Annotated in this window: 12 protein-coding genes; 5 read left to right on the top strand and 7 right to left on the bottom strand. The window is 40.0% G+C overall.

The window, feature by feature from the left end:
• Window positions 1-3: 3 nt before the first annotated feature.
• A complete protein-coding gene (locus H6G76_RS05605; RefSeq protein ID WP_190696680.1) occupies window positions 4-576 on the top strand; it encodes a hypothetical protein in 573 nt (190 codons plus the stop codon).
• 7 nt (window positions 577-583) lie between these two features.
• Here the strand turns inward: H6G76_RS05605 and H6G76_RS05600 are convergent, their stop codons facing one another.
• The 4 genes from H6G76_RS05600 to pbpC form a co-directional block, all read right to left on the bottom strand.
• Entirely contained in the window at window positions 584-739 is a 156-nt protein-coding gene (locus H6G76_RS05600) for a hypothetical protein (protein ID WP_190696678.1), read from the bottom strand.
• Between the two features lie 347 nt (window positions 740-1,086).
• Window positions 1,087-2,349, bottom strand: coding sequence for a sensor histidine kinase (locus tag H6G76_RS05595; protein WP_190696675.1), 1,263 nt, complete (start codon window positions 2,347-2,349; stop codon window positions 1,087-1,089).
• Between the two features lie 14 nt (window positions 2,350-2,363).
• On the bottom strand, window positions 2,364-4,268 hold the full coding sequence (locus H6G76_RS05590) for an ATP-binding protein (protein ID WP_190696673.1): 1,905 nt from the start codon (window positions 4,266-4,268) through the stop codon (window positions 2,364-2,366).
• 233 nt (window positions 4,269-4,501) lie between these two features.
• Entirely contained in the window at window positions 4,502-6,808 is a 2,307-nt protein-coding gene (pbpC, locus tag H6G76_RS05585) for a penicillin-binding protein 1C (RefSeq protein ID WP_190696671.1), read from the bottom strand.
• Window positions 6,809-7,039: 231 nt separating this feature from the next.
• Here pbpC and H6G76_RS05580 point away from each other — a divergent pair, with 231 nt between their 5' ends.
• Window positions 7,040-12,772 carry an alpha-2-macroglobulin gene (locus tag H6G76_RS05580; protein WP_190696670.1) on the top strand — a complete coding sequence of 1,911 codons (5,733 nt, stop codon included), beginning with the start codon at window positions 7,040-7,042 and terminating at the stop codon, window positions 12,770-12,772.
• Between the two features lie 323 nt (window positions 12,773-13,095).
• Complete coding sequence (locus H6G76_RS05575; protein ID WP_190696668.1) at window positions 13,096-13,986, top strand: M23 family metallopeptidase; 891 nt, start codon at window positions 13,096-13,098, stop codon at window positions 13,984-13,986.
• Between the two features lie 32 nt (window positions 13,987-14,018).
• Here the strand turns inward: H6G76_RS05575 and H6G76_RS05570 are convergent, their stop codons facing one another.
• Complete coding sequence (locus H6G76_RS05570; protein WP_190696666.1) at window positions 14,019-15,062, bottom strand: isochorismatase; 1,044 nt, start codon at window positions 15,060-15,062, stop codon at window positions 14,019-14,021.
• Between the two features lie 191 nt (window positions 15,063-15,253).
• Here H6G76_RS05570 and ispG point away from each other — a divergent pair, with 191 nt between their 5' ends.
• Window positions 15,254-16,480, top strand: coding sequence for a (E)-4-hydroxy-3-methylbut-2-enyl-diphosphate synthase (gene ispG, locus H6G76_RS05565; protein WP_190696664.1), 1,227 nt, complete (start codon window positions 15,254-15,256; stop codon window positions 16,478-16,480).
• Window positions 16,481-16,794: 314 nt separating this feature from the next.
• Entirely contained in the window at window positions 16,795-18,081 is a 1,287-nt protein-coding gene (gene ctpC, locus H6G76_RS05560) for a carboxyl-terminal processing protease CtpC (RefSeq protein ID WP_190696662.1), read from the top strand.
• A gap of 8 nt (window positions 18,082-18,089) precedes the next feature.
• Here the strand turns inward: ctpC and H6G76_RS05555 are convergent, their stop codons facing one another.
• Window positions 18,090-18,275: a transposase gene (locus tag H6G76_RS05555; RefSeq protein ID WP_190696660.1), complete on the bottom strand. Its 186-nt coding sequence runs from the start codon at window positions 18,273-18,275 to the stop codon at window positions 18,090-18,092.
• Between the two features lie 278 nt (window positions 18,276-18,553).
• Window positions 18,554-18,904, bottom strand: coding sequence for a hypothetical protein (locus tag H6G76_RS05550; protein ID WP_190696658.1), 351 nt, complete (start codon window positions 18,902-18,904; stop codon window positions 18,554-18,556).
• Between the last annotated feature and the right edge of the window lie 244 nt (window positions 18,905-19,148).

The following is a 19,148-nucleotide window of genomic DNA, read 5'->3' as shown; positions in this document are numbered from 1 at the left end:
ATTATGCTAAATATAAGCAATCTCTTCCTTCTGGGTGGTATCTTGGCAACCTTCTTAGCAGGTTCGCTAGTTTCTGCTCAATATCTTTTTGCCCAAAACTTTCGGCTTGCAACTCAACCAGGAAAAATTGCAAGTTTAGTAAATGGTAACTACCAGCTTTGTAGTCAACCAGACCCTAAAGACTGGCGCGATGGTGCAGGAGTTTGTTTCAATTTCAGTAAAACTGGAAATCGCGTGAATGGCTATTATGGATATCCCCATTCCGAGCAGTTTATTTGTATTCGTGGGATAGTAGATGCAGATGCCTGCGGGGAACGCATCACTGGTGAAGGTTTAGGTATAGCGTGGGATAATTTTCCGCTAAAAAATACACCTGAGTCTGCTGAATTCAAATGGGATTCAGAAGGACATTTAACACTTAGTAAGGGAAATATCTTCAATACCGTCAATGCTGACGAGGATAATGCTAAGTGGATTTTGTACCGCAAGGCTTCACTAAATATTGAGGGATTTTACCAATACAATCACCCTCGGATGACACCAGTATCTCAATTGTGTCAGTGGAATTTCAAGTAGCAATTGATTAACTAGCGTGTTCCCAATCACTGAGTAACTCTTGTTCTTGCTTCATCTTTTTGGTTTTGCGGAATGGAACTTTGGGAGAACCAATATCCATACGCGGAATAGATGATTTTTTCGGCTTTATAGATGTTTTCTTTTCTGTAGTTAAAGTAGTCATTGATGATTATTTCCTCAAAACTCAGCACTACTGTAAATCAACAATTTTAAAATGGCAAATTCCTGAAGAAGTATTATTTAATTTGTGTACGCGATCGCACGGTATAAAAATTGTTTATTTCTACAACCATTTTGGTATACCTATGGATTAAACCATCTCAGTAAAGCACTAAGTAGGCTAATAAATGCAGCTAATATCCACCTGTTTATAGCCCTGCTTTAAACAGGTGATAAAAGACAATTATTTATATCCCTTTAAAAAAAGGAAGCTAGAGGAATCTTAAAAAGATTAAAAAAGCCTCCCTGGAACTTTAGAGAGGCTTTTGCATTCATCGTACTCACTTAGAATTAAATAGGAATTACGATTGTAAACTCAGTTCCTATACCGGGCTGGGAATTTACTTCCATTGTGCCATTGTGTTTTTTGACCACAATTTGATGGGCTATTGACAAGCCAAGTCCAGTACCTTTGCCAACAGGTTTTGTCGTGAACAATGGCTCAAACAGGCGTTGTTTGAGCCGCTCAGGAATGCCAATTCCATTGTCAGCAATCCGAATTACCACCATTTGTTGATCATTTGTTTCTGTGGCAATTTTAATTTGAGGAATTGGATTACTAATCTTGCCTTGGAGAATAGCTTCATCAAGAGCGTCAATTGCGTTGGCTAGGATGTTCATAAATACTTGATTCATTTCCCCGACATAGCAGTTTATAGGTGGTAATTTGCCATAACACCTAATGACTTCAATCGCAGGGCGATCGCCATTAGCTTTCAGGCGATGCTGTAAAATCATCAGCGTACTATCCAGCCCTAAATGCAAATCAGCAGGTAATTTTATATCACTATCCGAGCGCGAGAAACTGCGAAGTGAACTAGAAAGATGCTGAATTCTTTCAGATCCTACCTGGAGCGAACTCAAAATTTTTGCTAAATCTTCGAGAACAAAGTTTAGGTCTATATTTTTAATCAAAGTTGTGATTTTAGCTGTTGGGTTTGGATACTCTTGTTCATACAGTTGGAGAAGCTCGGTAATTGAGTCAATGTATTCCTTTAAAGGCGGGATATTGTTAGCAATAAAGCTGATGGGATTGTTCATTTCATGGGCAATACCAGCGATTAACTCTCCTAATGTTGAGAGTTTTTCTTGCTGCACCAGTTGCACTTGAGCTTGTTGCAAAGCATCGGTGCGATCGCGCACTTGTTGTTCTAAAGATTGAGTCAATTGCTTGAGTTGTAAATGCACACGCACTCTGGCAATCACTTCTTCTTGAGCAAATGGTTTGGGGATATAATCTACAGCACCCAAAGAAAATCCCTGAATTTTGCTTTCTGTATCTGCTAAGGCTGTAGTGAAAATAATGGGAATGTTTTGCGTAGCAAGATTAGCTTTCAGGCGACGACAAGTTTCAAATCCATCAATACCGGGCATTTGTACGTCTAGTAACATCAATTCTGGCTGATTGCGTTGGGCTTGAGCGATCGCACTTTCTCCATCGACTGCAACACGAAAACGCCAACCCTCACTAGCAAGTGCTTCCGACAAGACAGACAAATTGGTGGGATTATCATCCACAATCAGAATAAATCCGTTAGTTACAACCTTATTCATGATGAATTTAAAAATTAAACTTCAGCTAAATTAACTAATTGTTGTTGAATAAAACTTTCCAAACGTTTAAGTTGGAAATTCCTGCTCAACTGGATGATTTGCCCTGTAAAATTGCTTAATCGCTTATCGGATGCAGAGAGTTGTTCAGCTATTTCTAAAATTTGTTGAACGTCTCCATCTTTTGCTAGTTCCAAGAATTGCTGTAAAATCTCTTTGGCAGGAAGAACTAAATCAACTAAAGCATCTAAACTATCTGCATGAAGTTTGTTGATTGGGTTTTTCTGATTTTCATACAACCATTCTAGATGCATAAATTGCCGCAGTAGTTCCAAAAGCGTTTCTACTTCTATTGGCTTGGGGAGAAATGCATTGGCACCGAGATCAATACTCTTGTATTCGTCAATTGCAAACACGCTGGCTGAGGAAGCGATGACAGGGATTTCTTGACATTGATCAGACTGACGCAAACTTTTTATAAATTCAAATCCATCCATCACAGGCATTACCAAGTCTGTGATAATTAAGTCTGGTTTGTAGGCTTTGACCTGATCAATTCCTTCTTGACCATGACTAGCTTCTATGACAGTAAATCCCACTGGTTGGAGTAAATTGACAATTACCGAGCGGTTTTCCCATTTGTCATCCACAATCAAAATAGTGCGTTTTTGTCCTTGATAACCAATAACAATTCCCTGCTCAACTACTCTAGAAACCTTTGCCCAATCTTTAGATTCTGGTACTTCCACTTCAAACCAAAAAGTGCTTCCCTTGCCAAACTCACTTTCTACCTGAATTTGACTATTCATCAACGAAATAATTTTTTGGCTGATTGCTAATCCTAAACCTGTACCTTCGGTTTGTCGTTTTTGACTTCCTGCTTGTTCAAAAGGTAAAAAGATTTTCTCAACTTGCTCACGGCTAATACCTGTACCTGTATCTACGACTTCAAAGCGAATTTTATATATAATTTGTCCCTTGTTATTTGCTGCTTGGTTAATGACTTTAACTTTAAAGGTGACACTACCTTCTTGAGTAAATTTAATGGCATTACCTAGCAAGTTGATTAATACTTGCCGCAAGCGTTTTTCATCAGCACGAATTCCTGTTGGTAAATCGGGGTCAAGTTGGAGATTAAACCCGATCACTTTTTGTTCGGCGCGGATGCGACAAATTTCACTTACACTGTCTAGAAACGCAGGTAAGTAAAAATCAACCGAGTTTAATTCCAGCTTCCGGGCTTCTATTTTAGACAGATCTAAAATATCGTTAATCAGAGTTAATAAATGAGAACCACATTGATAAATAATGCCGATTCCTTTGCTACCTTTTTCAGTTAAAGGTTCTGTGCGCTGAAGTATTTGTGCATAGCCGAGAATGCCGTTAAGCGGTGTGCGTAATTCATGGCTCATATTAGCCAGAAATTCACTCTTGGCTTGGCTAGAATCCTTCGCTACTTCTTCAGCAAGGCGTAATTCTTGCTCGATACGTTTGCGCTCAACAATTTCATTTGTAAGCACTTTATTAATAGCTTTTAACTGGGCAGGGCTGGGTAGTGAGAGAGCTTGAGGCAGGAGAGTAATTAACGCGAATGCCGTATATATAGAGATAATTGCAGTAAAAGCTTTTAAACTTCCTGAAATCCAATAATCAGGATGCCAGAGCGTCCAAATATCCATCAAGTGTCCCGTACCGCAGGCAAGGATAAAAGCACTAAATAATAGAAAGACTCCGTTAAAAGGAACATCTTTGCGTTTGGAAATAAAGTAAATCAGTAACAGAGGGATAGAATAATAAGCAAGGGCAATCGTAGCATCAGAAATAATATGGAGCCAAACTAATCCGGTTTTCCAGAGATAACAATGTCCGTGAGGAATAAAACCGTTTGAATTTAAGGAATAGGCGAGAGATGCCAGCTTCATGCTACGTTCGGTTTGCGAGGTTTGGGGTGTACTATGTAACTTTAGTATTCCCAAATTATTACGAAATCTAAACTTGCATTTTGTGGCTATTGGTTTAGGAATTTGTTATTTTACGCTTAACTGCTACATTGAATTTACAAACATTCTTTGAAAGCTTATTTATAAAGTAAATATTAAGTAGTGACGCGACATTTTAAGGGTTACTTTATAAATCATCTCTGAGACTTTATAAATCATCTCTGAGACTTCACAAAAGAAAAACCTCGGCGTGTTGGTTTAATCTTGGCTAACTCAACTTTAAAAGTAACTTTATCGTTTGTCTCTCCACTTCGGGCTTCCAAAATCCAGTTACCAGGGCGCAAATGCCAAAATAAATTAGTTGATTGTGCCTCAATTTTTTCGCCATTTATCCACCATTCGACAGATGCAGATTTATTGCCAGCTAGCTTAAATTCTAATTTTTGCTGTTCTTCTGCACCAGGATATAGCAAGAACAAATCGCCATTGTGAGGAGAGATAATTCTGAAATTGCTAGAAACAAAATTTGATTGTTGCTTTGCTAACCACTCGTCATATTCTGACGGTAAATTAAAGTTGTTTTGAGTTTCGTAAGCGATTTTGTCTTCTGGATAAAAATACTCTTGCACCACAGAGTTGCAATCTGGTGTTGGGCGTAACCCAGAAATTGCACATATGGGTAGTTTAATTAATCCTTGGAGAACTGTAAAGTCTGCGGGTTCTTGATGTTCGTGCAGATGTAACATAATGCGATTCCACAAAGGTGCTGCACCCATAACTCCCGATACCTGACGCATTGGTTCGCCGTTGAAATTTCCCACCCAAGTAGCAACAGTGTAGTCTGTGGTGAAGCCAACAGTCCAAGTATCCCGAAAGTTGGATGAAGTACCGGTTTTCACAGCTGCGGGGAAGGGCAAGTTTAACACCGAGTCTACACCAAAAGCGGTGGCACGAGCGTGGTGATCGCTGAGTATATCAGTGATAAGTTGCCATGTTGTTTGGTTGGGGGAGTTGGGAGTTGGGAGTTGGGAATTGGAAATTATAGATATAAGTGGGATGGTTTGTCCTTGTCTTGCCATTGTGACGTAAGCTTGGGCAAGTTCCCATAAAGTGACTTCACCACTACCGAGAGTTAAACCCAAACCATAATACTCAGGGGTTTGATTGAGGTGGGTAAATCCTAATTCTCGCAGACGTGCTAAGAAATTCGGTACAGTGACTTTTTCCAATACTCGCACCGCAGGCACATTTAAAGAATTTGCTAACGCTATCCGTACACGTACCGGGCCGAGAAAGCGTTGAGTATAATCTGTAGGGCTATACAGTTTTGCACCAGGAATGGCATAGTGGGCGGGTACATCAGCCAAAATCGTATTTGGGCGAATCAGTTTTTTTTCTAACGCCAACTCATAGACAAACGGCTTGAGGGTAGAACCTGGTTGACGCAGTGCTTGTACTCCATCGTTGCGTCCGAGTTTGGCTTCGTTGAAATAATCAGGTGAACCAACGTAAGCCAAAACTTCGCCAGTGTGGTTATCAATTATTAAAGCTGCTGCATCATGAACGTTATTAGCAGCGAGGGTGGAGATTACTTGCTGTGCTTGTGCTTCGACAAATTGCTGTAATGGTCTGTCTATAGTGGTTTGAATGAGATGATCCCCCCTAACCCCACTTAAAAAGGGGGGAATATCGCCAGAGGTTGGGGGGATCTGTATTTGGCTGGCTAACCAAAACAAGAAATGAGGCGCGGCGATAATTCCGCGTTGACGAGATTGAAAAACTACCTTTTCAGTTTGGGTTTTGTCGGCTATTTGTTGAGTGATATAGCCATCCTGTAGCATACGATTGAGTACGTATTTCTGACGCTGTTTTAACCTATTCCAATGTTGTAGCGGGTCGAAGTAAGTAGGATTATTAGGAATAGCAGCTAAAAGACTGGCTTGGGCAAGATTTAAGTCACTGGCGGGAATAGAAAAATAAGTCCGCGATGCCGCTTCTACTCCATATATATTCCCGCCCATCGGTAGACGGTTGATATATGCAGCGAGAATCTCATCTTTATTCATTCCCGCAGCTAACCGCCAAGATAGCCAAATTTCCTGCAATTTACCTGACAAGTTGCGGGGAGATGGTTCTAACATCCGTGCCAGCTGCATTGTAATTGTAGAAGCACCGGAGACAATTCTTTTGGTATGAATAGCTTGGTTGATGGCGCGGATAATGGCTTTCATATCCAACGCGCCATGATGATAGAAACTGCTATCTTCGGCGGCTAAAATTGCATTGATAAATTGGGGAGAAACTTGATTTAAGGGAACAACGGCGGTATGTTCTTGGTCACGGGTGAGGATTGTACCTAATGGTAAACCATTGCGATCGCTAAATTCCAACGCTAACCTATTTTGAGCTATGTCTGCGGCATGAATAGGAGCAAAATACGGCAGTAACCGCACTACTAAACATATTAATGCGATCGCTAAGATAAATTTTGATTTTTGGATGAGCCGCCTACTTAGTCTCATCAGGGAATCCCCTGTATAGTAAAACTTACTTTAATTTTGACGCGATGACTATTTATATATCAGTATTTATTTCAAAGACTTAACAATCTCTATCAATATAAATTAAGAATTGTAGTTATTTTTGTAAATAGCTATAGGCGGTTGGTATTCATATAGAAAAAGAATCTCACACAAAGGCGCAAAGGCGCAAAGAAGAGATGGAAAGATAGCTCTATTTTTTATTTATTTAACATGATTATTAAAATTTTTTTCAAGTTATTTATTGTTTTGACATTTCTCTTAGGGATTACCGGGTGTAATTTATTAGGTATAACCTCAAACAAAGAACCATTACCTACTATCTCCCCACTCACGCCACCAAAGTTACCAGATTGGATTGAACAAATTAGTCCCATTGGCGATACTACACCTTTAAACCAAATTCGGATTCGCTTTAAAGAAGCTTTAATTCCTGTCGAAAGTCTTGACAGCCCAGAACAACAAAATTTATTACAAAAATTTGCTTTATTACCACCTTTGCCGGGTCAATTTCGCTTTTTAACACCGCGGATGGTAGGCTTTCAAGCAGATAAAGCACTGCCACAAGCAACAAGATTTCAAGTTACCCTGAAAGCAGGTTTAGCAGATTTAAAAAATCATCGTTTAAATCAAGATTTAGCTTGGACATTTAATACTGAGTCTATCAAGCTAACTAATTTACCGGGTGTTAACCCTGTTGAAAAAGCCGACACGCAACCTATAGACTTAAAGCAAAAGCTACAATTTACATCTAATGTAGAATTAAACTTATCTTCTTTACAAGAGCATATCAAACTTATACCCGAAGGTAAAAATAAAGATATCAGATTTAATGTAGACTTAGCGAAAGAAGAAAAACCAACAGAAGGTGAAGACCCTTTAGAAAAATTTGACCCTTCTGCGCGTAATTGGGTTTATAATCTTATACCGCAGCAAAGTTTAGAAAAAGCGACTAACTACCGTCTTGTATTTTCTCCAGGCATATTACCAAATTATGGTAATTTAGCTACAGATAAAGAGTCTGTTACCAAGTTAGCCACTTATTTACCGTTAGCGTTTCAGAAAATTAACTTTTACGGACAACCAGATGTTAATGGAACTTACGGACGATTTCTCAAAGGTAGTCCGCAGTTAGAATTTAATAATATCTTAGTAGCAGATTCAGTTAAAAATAATATCAAAATTGAGCCAGCACCAAAAGATATATCCCGAATGCTACAGGTAGATGATGAATCTAGTATTGTAACTATCAATCCCTACTCTTTATCACCAGCTACTAATTATAAAATTACTATTGGTGCAAATCTCAAAGATAAATTTGAACAGACATTAAATAAACCTGTTACTCTTAACTACAATACTGGAGATTTGGCGGGTGATATTTGGGTTCCCTCAGATTTGCATATTTTTCCATCAGGTCAGAACTTACAATTAAATATTAGTACAGTTAACTTACCAGAATCTCAATATAAAGCTGCTTATCGTGTAGTTCAACCTACCGATTTAGTTTATTTTAATGGTGCTTATCCCAAAGGTAATGAAAATGATTTATTACCACAGACAAGTGCATGGTCAAACTTTAAAGTAAATGCTAAAAAAAATCAACTTGTTGAGGACAATGTTCCTTTAAGAGAAAAGCTGGGTAGTTCTACAGGAATGTTAGCCTATGGAGTACAAGCACGCACGAATAAATATCAAGATAATGGCAAGGAACTTTGGCGAGAACCTGTAACTTATGGTTTAGTACAATTGACTAATTTGGGTGTATTTAATCAATGGTTTCCTGACTCTGGTTTAATTCGGGTACATCATTTGAGTGATGGTTCACCTGTGAAGGCGGCGGCTATTGAAATTTATCCATCAAAGTTAGAGGAAAAATTTTCAGGTAATGCTGTACCTTGTGCCACAGGTAAAACTGATGAGAATGGTAATTTAAGACTTCAGCAAGAAAATTTAAAACAGTGTTTTGCAGGTAGTCAAAGATTTACCAAATCGCCACAACTATTAGTAATTGCCCGTGAAAATCAAGATTGGGCGTTTGCGAGAACAGAAGAATACAGTGGAGTTTTTGGTTACGGTATTGATGCAGGTTGGCAAGAAGCTAAACCAGAATCACGCGGCGTAATTTTTTCTGATAGACAGTTATACCAGCCAGGAGAAAAAGCTTGGTTAACTGGTTTTGCTGACTATTTACAAAATGGCACTATCCAGCAAGATAAAAACGCTGATTACGAGTTAACTTTGGTAAATCCTGACGGACAAAAGACTAATTTAGGGAGTAAAACTACAAACGAGTATGGTACATTCTCTCTAGAGTTACCTATTCAGAAGAATCAAAAATTAGGCTACTATACTATTCAGGGTAAAGGTAAAAACGGACAAGAAATTTCCGGCGAGTTTCGGGTGGCTGAGTTTAAACCACCTAATTTTAAAGTTGAACTCAATTTAGATAAAGAGTTTGCACTAATTAACGACAAAGTTGAAGCAAAAGCGGTTAGTAATTATCTGTTTGGCGCGCCTGTAGAAGCCGGGGAAGCAAAATATTTTGTCACTCGTCAGCAGACTAATTTTATACCCAAAGGATGGGATGAGTTTAGTTTTGGTAGACAATGGTTTTGGCCGGAAGAAAGTCCATCTTTACCAAGTGATGTGTTGCAAACTAATTCTAAGTTAGATGCAAGTGGTAAAACTAGCCAAACAGTCACAGTGGCTAAAGATTTACCTTATCCCATGACTTATCAAATAGATGTACAAGTTGCAGATGTTTCTAATTTATCTGTGGCTGCTTCTCAAAAGTTTACAGCTTTACCAAGTAACCGTTTGATTGGGTTGAAAAGTAATTTTATTGCTGATGCTGGTAAGGCTTTACCTATTGAAGTTATTGTTACTGAACCTAGCGGAAAAGTAATAACAGGTCAACGGGTGCATTTAGAATTACAACAAATGAAATATAGTAATGTGACGCAGTTAGTCGAAGGTAGTCGCACTGCTAAAAATCAAGTTGAATATAAAACAGTGGAACAAGCAGATATTACATCTGCTGATAGTCACCAGATATTAACGCTAACACCAACCGAATCAGGTTCTTATCGTATTCGAGCTAATTTTGGTGATACAAAAGAGGAATTAACTGCGACAGATCTGCAAATTTGGGCAACAGGAGAAAACCCAGTTTATTGGAGTTCGGAAGATGGCGATCGCCTAGAGGTTAAACTAGATAAAAAAGAGTATAAACCTGGGGAAACTGCCACAGCTTTAATTCAATCTCCTTACCCAGAAGCAGAATTATATTTTGCTGTAATTAAAGATAAACCTCTGTATCAACAAGTAACAAAAGTTAAGGGAGGCGCACCCCAAATCCAGTTTCAAGTCACGCCAGAAATGTTACCTAATGCAGCAGTTGAAGCTGTATTAGTGAGACAAGGCGTACCTCTCAACCAAGTAGAACCAGGAATAGATAAACTTGTAAAAATTGGTTTTGTACCTTTTAAAGTCAACTTGCAAGATAAATATTTAAAAGTGCAAGTCACACCATTGCAAGCATCTTTAGAACCTGGTGTAGAACAAACAATACAACTAGAACTGAAAGACAACCAAAATAACCCCACTCCAGGACAATTCACTGTCATGGCGGTGAATGAAGCAGTGTTACAACTATCTGGCTATCGCCCGCCAAACTTGGTAGATACAGTCTATGCAGAACAGCAAATATCTACCCGTTTCAGCGATAATCGTCCTGATGTGGTGATACAACCGCAAGATATAGCGAAGCCCAAAGGTTGGGGTTTTGGCGGTGGTTTTTCTGTAGGCGCAGCAAATACACGCGTCCGCACAGATTTTCAGGCGTTAGCTTACTACAACGGTTCGGTTTTAGCTGATGCGAGTGGTAAGGCGCAGATAACCTTTAAGTTACCGGATGATTTAACTACATGGCGGGTGATGGCTGTTGCTACCGATGGAAACTTGCGCTTTGGTAACGCTGATGCGACGTTTATCACCACCAAGCCACTGCTAACCAATGCCATCTTGCCACAGTTTGCCCGTCCAGGCGATCGCATCTTGGCTGGTTTATCCGTCACCAACACCACCGGAAATAATGGAAACCTCTCAATTAACGGCGAACTTAGCGGTACAGTTAAGTTTGCCGAAAAGAACCCGACAACTAATTCATTGCAAACCAACGCAGAAGCAGCCACCAAAGCTTATCGCTTTCCCATGATTGCAGGTAGCGTTGGTGAAAGTAAAGTCAAGTTTACTACCCAGCTAAATAATACAGCCGCCGATGCTTTTGAACTGCCTTTAGAAGTGAAGCCGCTAGAAATTACAGAACAAGTTGTTGAAACTGGCGTAACTGAAAAACAAGTTAAAATTCCAGTGAATGTTGATAAAAACATCGCCCCGGAAGCTGGCGGTTTAGATATTCAACTAGCGAGTACATTAATACCAGAAATTAAAGCACCCGCTAAACAAGTTTTAGCAGATGATGATTTACCTTTTGCAGAACCAGCCGCTAGTCAATTAATTATTGCTGCTAACCTGCAAACTTTAGGACAGAAATATAGTCAATCATTTGCTGAATTTAATCCTAGCCAAAAAGCAAATCAAGCAATTACCCAATTGCAAAAATTACAAGTAGCCGATGGTGGTTTTGCAGCTTACCCAGGACAAGAAAAATCTGACCCTTGGGTTTCTGCTTACGCTGCTGAGTCACTAGTTAAAGCTAATCAAGCATTTCCTAATTCTGTCGATACTGCAATAATTTTGCGGCTGAAAACTTATCTGCAAAAAGTTTTAGCCAACCCAGGACAGTATGATTTTTGTAAACAGCAACTCTGTAAAAATCAACTACAATTAAATTCCTTAATTGCCTTAGCAGAATTGGGTGATAAACGCAATAGTTTTCTTGGAGATATTTATCAACAACGCAAAAACTTTGATATAGTCACACAAATAAAACTAGCGCGTTACTTATCTCAATTCCCAGAATGGCAAGATGAATCACAACAAATGTTGAATCAGTTGCAACAAAATATCTATGAAACTGGACGAACAGCAGTTATTAGTTTACCTAACAGTTGGGGATGGTTAAATTCATCCACTACAGCACAAGCACAGGCTTTAAGATTATTCATTGCTAAACAAAGTAAACCAGAAGTTCTTGATAAACTATGCCAAAGTCTTTTAGGTTTGCGACGAAATGGCACATGGCAAACTAACTATGATAATGCTCAAGCTTTAACAGCTTTAGTAGAATATAGTCAACTGCAACCAACACCACCTAAATTTGTCACTACAGTCAGATTAGCTGGTAAAAAGTTAGGAGAAAATCGCTTTGATGGTTATAAAAATCCTAATTTACAGCTAAATGTAGCAATGGATAAATTACCGCGTGGTCGTCACGATTTAACCTTACAAAAATCAGGTAATGGCAAATTGCATTATTTAGTTGCCTATAATTATCGCTTGCAGGGGAATCAACCAGGGAGATTTAACGGGTTACGAGTCACACGAGAAATTAGCAAAGTCGGTGAAGAAAAAGTTCTACAAAAAACAGGGATGTATGCTTTTGATAAACCATTGACTGTAGATAGTGGACAAGTATTTGATATTGGTTTAGAAATAATTGCAGATCATCCTGTAGATCATGTAGTAATTAAAGACCCATTACCAGCAGGATTTGAAGCCGTAGATCAGAGTTTTCAAACAGCGACAGCCGCATTGCAAGCTAAAGCTGATAGTTGGCAACTTGGTTATCGCAATATTTACCGCGATCGCATTATCGCCTACGCCGACCACCTCGAACCAGGAGTTTATAGCCTACATTACTTAGTTCGTTCTGTGACTCCCGGTACATACACATGGCCTGGTGCGGAAGCACATTTACAATACGCACCAGAAGAATTTGGGCGTTCGGCTGAGTCTACATTAATACTAAATGAACGTTAAGTCTGTAACTACCACAAAAAAATCACCCCAACTAATGTATATAGTTGGGGCATATGATGTCCTTCATTTTCTAAAAAGGACACAAGATATTAATTGTGGTTCCGTATAAGGCTTTCCGTATATATCCTTATATTACAATCAGCAAATCGTGATGTCTTGAGTAATTACCGACTTTTTAAATTCGCTTCACAACAACTTATTAAAAAGAGGATTCTTTTCATTCATTATTTCTTTTCCCTACACCCTACACCCTTACCAAACACTAAACACTTCTAAATTCCCCAATTAAAATTTAGAGTTAGGGATTCTCTTAACCTAGACTCATGACATTTTTCTATCGTCTGTTTTTGCTTTCTAGCCTCATCACCACAGTCGGACTAGCAGCCACACTGCCAAACACCGTACCTGCCCACGCACAGGCTGCTAGTTGCCCTGCGCCAGCCTTATCTCGGTTTCAGCGTCATAAAGTTATGCGTGGCGAAACTTTAGAGAGCATAGCACAGCAATACAATCTCGCTCCGGAGACATTAATTGTGATGAATCCGAATGTGAACAATGGCCGTGTTAAAGTCGGTAGCGAACTGCAAATTCCCCCCTACAACGGCATTGTTGTGGAAGTGCCAAGCGGCCAAAGTTGGCGACAAGTCGCAGCACAATATAAAGTTCGTCCTGATGCCATGTTTGAAATTAATGGTTGTCAAACAAAACCCAAAATTGTGTTTGTTCCTGGGTTGAATTGGTTGCCAAATCGTCCTCAAACTACATCTGTTATACCGAAAAATTCCAACACCCAAAGCCGTGTCAATATTAGTGGTTATCCTTTACAGGAAGCTGCAACTGTGGGGTTAGGCTATGGCTGGCAAATCAATCCTCAGGATGGCAAGGTTTTTTTCCACAGTGGTGTAGATTTGTTATCACCAGTGGGTAGTCCGGTACAGGCGATCGCACCTGGTAATGTAGTATTGGCTCAAGATCAGGGTAGTTATGGGAATTTAGTCATTATTAACCACGCTGGCGGTATGCAAAGCCGTTATGCTCATCTTGGCAGCATCAAAGTTAAAGTTGGTCAGCAAGTTAATGCCGGCGATGTGTTAGGAACTGTCGGGACTACTGGACAGCCTACGGCTAAAGAACCACACCTCCATTTTGAAGTGCGTTCTAGTTCCTCCCAAGGTTGGGTGGCGCAAGATCCTAAGGGTTATTTGAAAAGATGAGGGTGTTTAAAAAACGCAGAGGGGCGCAGGGGTTAACGCGGAGTATCGCGGAGAAGAGTTGCTTGAGTTGATTTAATAATGTGCATCCCAGCCTCAGCAAATCTCGCAAAGGAAGCATCTGCTTGTTCTGTATAGTCTACAACCCCAGGCACTACAACAGGAGAAGTGCAATCTTCTAATAGGTAAACTTTTCGAGTCAGGTTAGCATCTACCTGTTTAATTTCTGTGAGTAAATCTTCAATTGTCCAAGCAACACAATGGCTTTTTGCTTGACCTCCGATAATTACAACATCAAATTCTAAAAGTTGCTTGATTAATTTTGTATTTTTATGGGCTAGTGGACTTTTATCAAAGCCAAACAGAACTTCTGGACGCAAGATAGAATAATTTTCTGTTAACGCATTCTCGCCTTTAAGTTCAAATTGTGTCTGACTTTGACGCGCGATACAGTGAAAAAAGATTGCTTCTTCCACAGATGAAACTAAAGCATGACCAATACCACCCAGCATAGAATGATAAGGCCAAATAATCAGGGGATATTTCCCATCTTGACTTAGCTGTTTCAGGTAGTGATAAGCTTGTTTTTCTAATAATTCATAATCCCCATTGGTAACACTATTAGCAACGTCGGGGTTAACTTTCCAGATACCTTTTTCGATATCTGCTGGAGTGATATTTGTCGCGGCTGGTGTGGGGTGTTCTCCATTGGCATTCACCCAAAAAATCGGGTGAAAAATTTGCATGGCTGTGTGAGTATCTAATGTAGGAATAATTGTAGTAATTGTCCCTAAGTTGCGATAAATAAACTCACACAATCTACGATTATCATCTACTGCCGCAGTACCAGATTGACCACCAACAAATAATTCAAATCCAGGAATGCAAAAAGTATTTTGGACATCAATTAAAAGTAGGCAAACACGGGTTTTGTCAGCAGATGCAGGTGGAATATCTTGCTGTTTTGCCCAAGTTTCGGCGGCGGTGGCGGTGTCTTGATAAGGTACGCGCCAGACTTCGCTTACTTTATCGGCGTTAAAGTGCGGTGGAATTGGGAGTTTTGCTGTTTGAGTATTCATAAAACCATCGGCTTTACTGATGGTATTGATAACATAGTGATTAAGCGATCGCTCCCATAATTAAGAATATTTAAGTTACCCGGCTTCTTTTTATCTTGTCTACCGTTCAAACAAGCACGTCCTATGGCAATCTGAGAAGCAGGGATTGTTTAATCTGAAATTTTAGCTACAAAAAACTTACTGAATGAGTTATGCAAACGCTGCCTACGCCTAGCACTTCCACCACCACACCTAGTCAACCCACCTTTGACACCACTATCAAGCGGCGCAAAACCCGTCCTGTAAAGGTTGGCAATATTACCATTGGGGGTGGCTACCCCGTTGTGGTGCAGTCGATGATTAACGAAGACACTCTTGATATTGAGGGATCTGTGGCGGCTATTCGTCGTTTGCACGAAGTTGGCTGTGAAATCGTTCGTGTCACAGTGCCTAGCATAGCTCACGCTGTAGCTTTGGCGGAAATTAAACAAAAATTACAACAAACATACCAAGATGTGCCAATTGTGGCTGACGTGCATCACAATGGCATGAAAATCGCCTTAGAAGTCGCCAAGCACATCGAGAAAGTACGGATTAATCCAGGATTGTATGTGTTTGAAAAACCAAACAGCACCCGCACAGAATATACCCAAGCCGAATTTGACGAAATTGGCGAAAAAATCCGCGAAACTCTAGAACCACTGGTAGTTTCCCTGCGTGACCAAGGTAAAGCCATGCGAATTGGCGTAAATCATGGTTCACTGGCGGAAAGAATGCTGTTCACCTACGGCGACACTCCTGAAGGGATGGTGGAATCAGCCTTAGAATTTATCCGCATTTGTGAATCTTTGGATTTCCGCAACTTAGTTGTGTCTATGAAAGCCTCACGCGTACCCGTGATGGTAGCTGCCTATCGTCTACTCGCCAAGCGCATGGATGAATTAGGGATGGACTATCCTTTACATTTGGGCGTAACGGAAGCCGGAGATGGCGAATACGGCAGAATCAAATCTACAGCTGGTATTGCCACCTTACTAGCAGATGGCATTGGCGACACTATCCGCGTATCACTAACCGAACCACCAGAAAAAGAAATTCCTGTTTGCTACAGCATTTTGCAAGCTTTGGGTTTGCGGAAAACAATGGTGGAATATGTAGCTTGTCCTTCCTGCGGACGTACTTTATTTAATTTAGAAGAAGTGCTGCATAAAGTTCGGGAAGCTACTAAGCACTTAACTGGGTTAGATATCGCCGTGATGGGTTGTATTGTCAACGGCCCTGGCGAAATGGCCGATGCTGATTATGGTTATGTAGGCAAAACCCCTGGCTATATTTCTTTATACCGTGGTCGAGAAGAAATTAAAAAAGTCTTAGAAGACCAAGGTGTAGAAGAGTTAATCAACCTGATTAAAGCCGATGGACGTTGGGTAGATCCTTAATGAGTAAGGGGTATAGAGGTATGGGGGTGTTGGGTGTCGGGGTATAAAGGGAAATCTTCACCCTACACCCTTACACCCGCCTACCCATTCCAAATAACTAACTATTTCACACTTGATCCTATCCTTCTCCCAAAGGGAGACACTACGCGAACGGGAACTCCAAAGGCGAACATATTTCATACTTCAGACTCCCAAGTTCGCCGGATTGTCAAGTATTTTGATGAAGTTAGGAATACTTGCCCTGTCTTTGCGGAATAGCTGTGTTAGATTGGGCATACTGACTATTATTTTTTCCTCCTGACACAGATGTCATTATGGTGATTACAAAAAATAGGCTTGTTTTGGGTGCTACAGCAGTAACACTCTCCACAATTGCTGTTACTAGCCTGGGCATTCACTCGCGTGGTCAGGCTTTATTTAAAGCAAGTCCCAAAGAAACGGTAGACGAAGTTTGGCAGATTGTTAACCGCCAATACGTAGATGGTACTTTTAACCAGGTAGATTGGCAGGCTGTGCGTAAGCAGTACCTGAACAAGTCCTACAGTAATCAGCAAGAAGCGTATAAATCTATCCGAGAAATGCTGAAAAAGCTGGGCGATCCTTATACCCGGTTTATGGATCCAAAGGAATTCCAAAATATGCAGGTGGATACCTCTGGAGAACTCACAGGTATTGGGATCACCATCAGTCAGGATGAAAAAACCAAGCAACTGGTTGTAATTGCGCCAATTGAAGATACGCCAGCATTTAAGGCAGGGATTTTGGCTAAGGACATCATCCTGAAAATCGATGGTAAAAGTACTAAGGGGATGGATACTAACCAAGCTGTATCTTTAATTCGAGGTGAAGCTAACACCAAAGTAACGCTAACAATTCAACGTAGCGGTGCTGTCAAAGAATTTGACATTAAACGGGCGCGGATTGAAATTCATCCAGTTCGTTTTTCTCAAAAGCAAACACCAGCAGGTAATGTTGGCTACATTCGCCTGAACCAATTCAGTGCCAATGCTGGTAAGGAAATGCAAAATGCAATCAAAAATTTAGAAGGCAAGCAAGTTGCTGGATATATTCTAGATTTACGAGGAAATCCAGGTGGCTTGTTATTCTCTAGTGTAGAAATTGCCCGGATGTGGATAGATAAAGGCACAATTGTTTCCACTATTGACCGCCAAGGTGAACAAGAAAGAGAAGTTGCCAACGGTCGGGCGCTGACGAATAAACCATTGGTAATTTTGGTAGATAAAGGTTCAGCTAGTGCTAGCGAAATCTTATCTGGAGCTTTACAGGATAATAAGCGGGCTGTTTTAGTGGGTACTCAGACCTTTGGTAAAGGTTTGGTGCAATCAGTGCGTCCTTTGGAGGATGGCTCAGGGTTGGCAGTAACAATAGCTAAATATCATACCCCCAGTGGTAGAGATATTAATCATCAAGGAATTGCGCCTGATGTGAAGGTGGATTTGACTGATGCTCAAAGACAGGATTTGTGGTTACATGAGCGTGACAAACTGGCGACACTAGCAGATCCGCAATTTGCTAAAGCAGTGGAAGTGCTAGGCAAACAACTGGCTGCTAAAGGTGTCACTAGTGCAGAAAAAAATTAGCTATTATCTCATACGGGTTGGCACTTACCAGCCCTGATTAACCCAATCCGTCGTGCGATCGCTTCTTCTGGCGAAGCAAAAGGCCCCCATTTCTCTATAATTTCTGTGTCATCGTCTCCAACTTGCTCGCTGGGGACGATTTTGCAATTACCAGTATTTTGCTTGATAATATACCAAGTTTGTGTATTTTCCATAATTTGGTGCTGTCTGTGCTGAACAGGGAAGTGCGATCGCACTTCCCTGTTTTAATTAATATTTAATTATTGTTGCACTTCCCAAAAATCGCTGCACGAGCTAAATATTAATTTAAAGTTCCCAATTTTTACCTAACAAAATTCTTGCAACTTAGGTGTAACGAAGTGAAACCTAACGTAATTGTTGGATTACTATACGCTCAACCCAACCTACGTTAATTATCACTCTGTCACCTGTTACCTGTCACCTGTTACCTGTCACCTGTCTCCTCCTATATTCACCAATTTTTACCTAATAAAGATTCAAACTCCGCTTGCAAAGCAGTCACATCTGCCACTCTTGCTACTAATAAGTTATCCCTACCTGCATCTATTAAACGCGCCTTCCAATATAGAATACTTTCTGAATTATTCATCCAAAAATCAATCACCGTATCTACTACTTGATCCATATTCCATTTCCATTTTGCTGGCACTGGTTCTATAGATTCTAAAAACGCATCAAGAGTGCATTTATGCGTTCCTAAATATTCTATGCCTAGAGCCTGTGGCTTTTGCATAGTTTGCTGTTGGTGACTAAAAAACTGCAAAACTGGAGACACGCCGATAATCTCAAAAGTGTATTTCATTCCAGTACTCCTGAAACTTCACCGCAATTGAAAAGATTGAACTGCTATTTAAATTGTGTTTTAAAACTGTCTAAATCATATCTGAAAAAAGTTTAATTTTTGCCTATGTCATGAGAATTAATTATTTCTATAAATTAGCACTCAAAAGCCTAGAGTGCTAATTTAGCTTGATTTATCAGAGGTATTATTTAATAGTTTCAGGCAAAAAATAGAAGTGCTGCTTATTGTTAATAATTTTTTAAAT

The organism is Nostoc sp. FACHB-152 (assembly GCF_014697475.1).
Classification (GTDB): domain Bacteria; phylum Cyanobacteriota; class Cyanobacteriia; order Cyanobacteriales; family Nostocaceae; genus Nostoc_B.
This window is presented reverse-complemented; position numbering and strand designations above follow the sequence as displayed.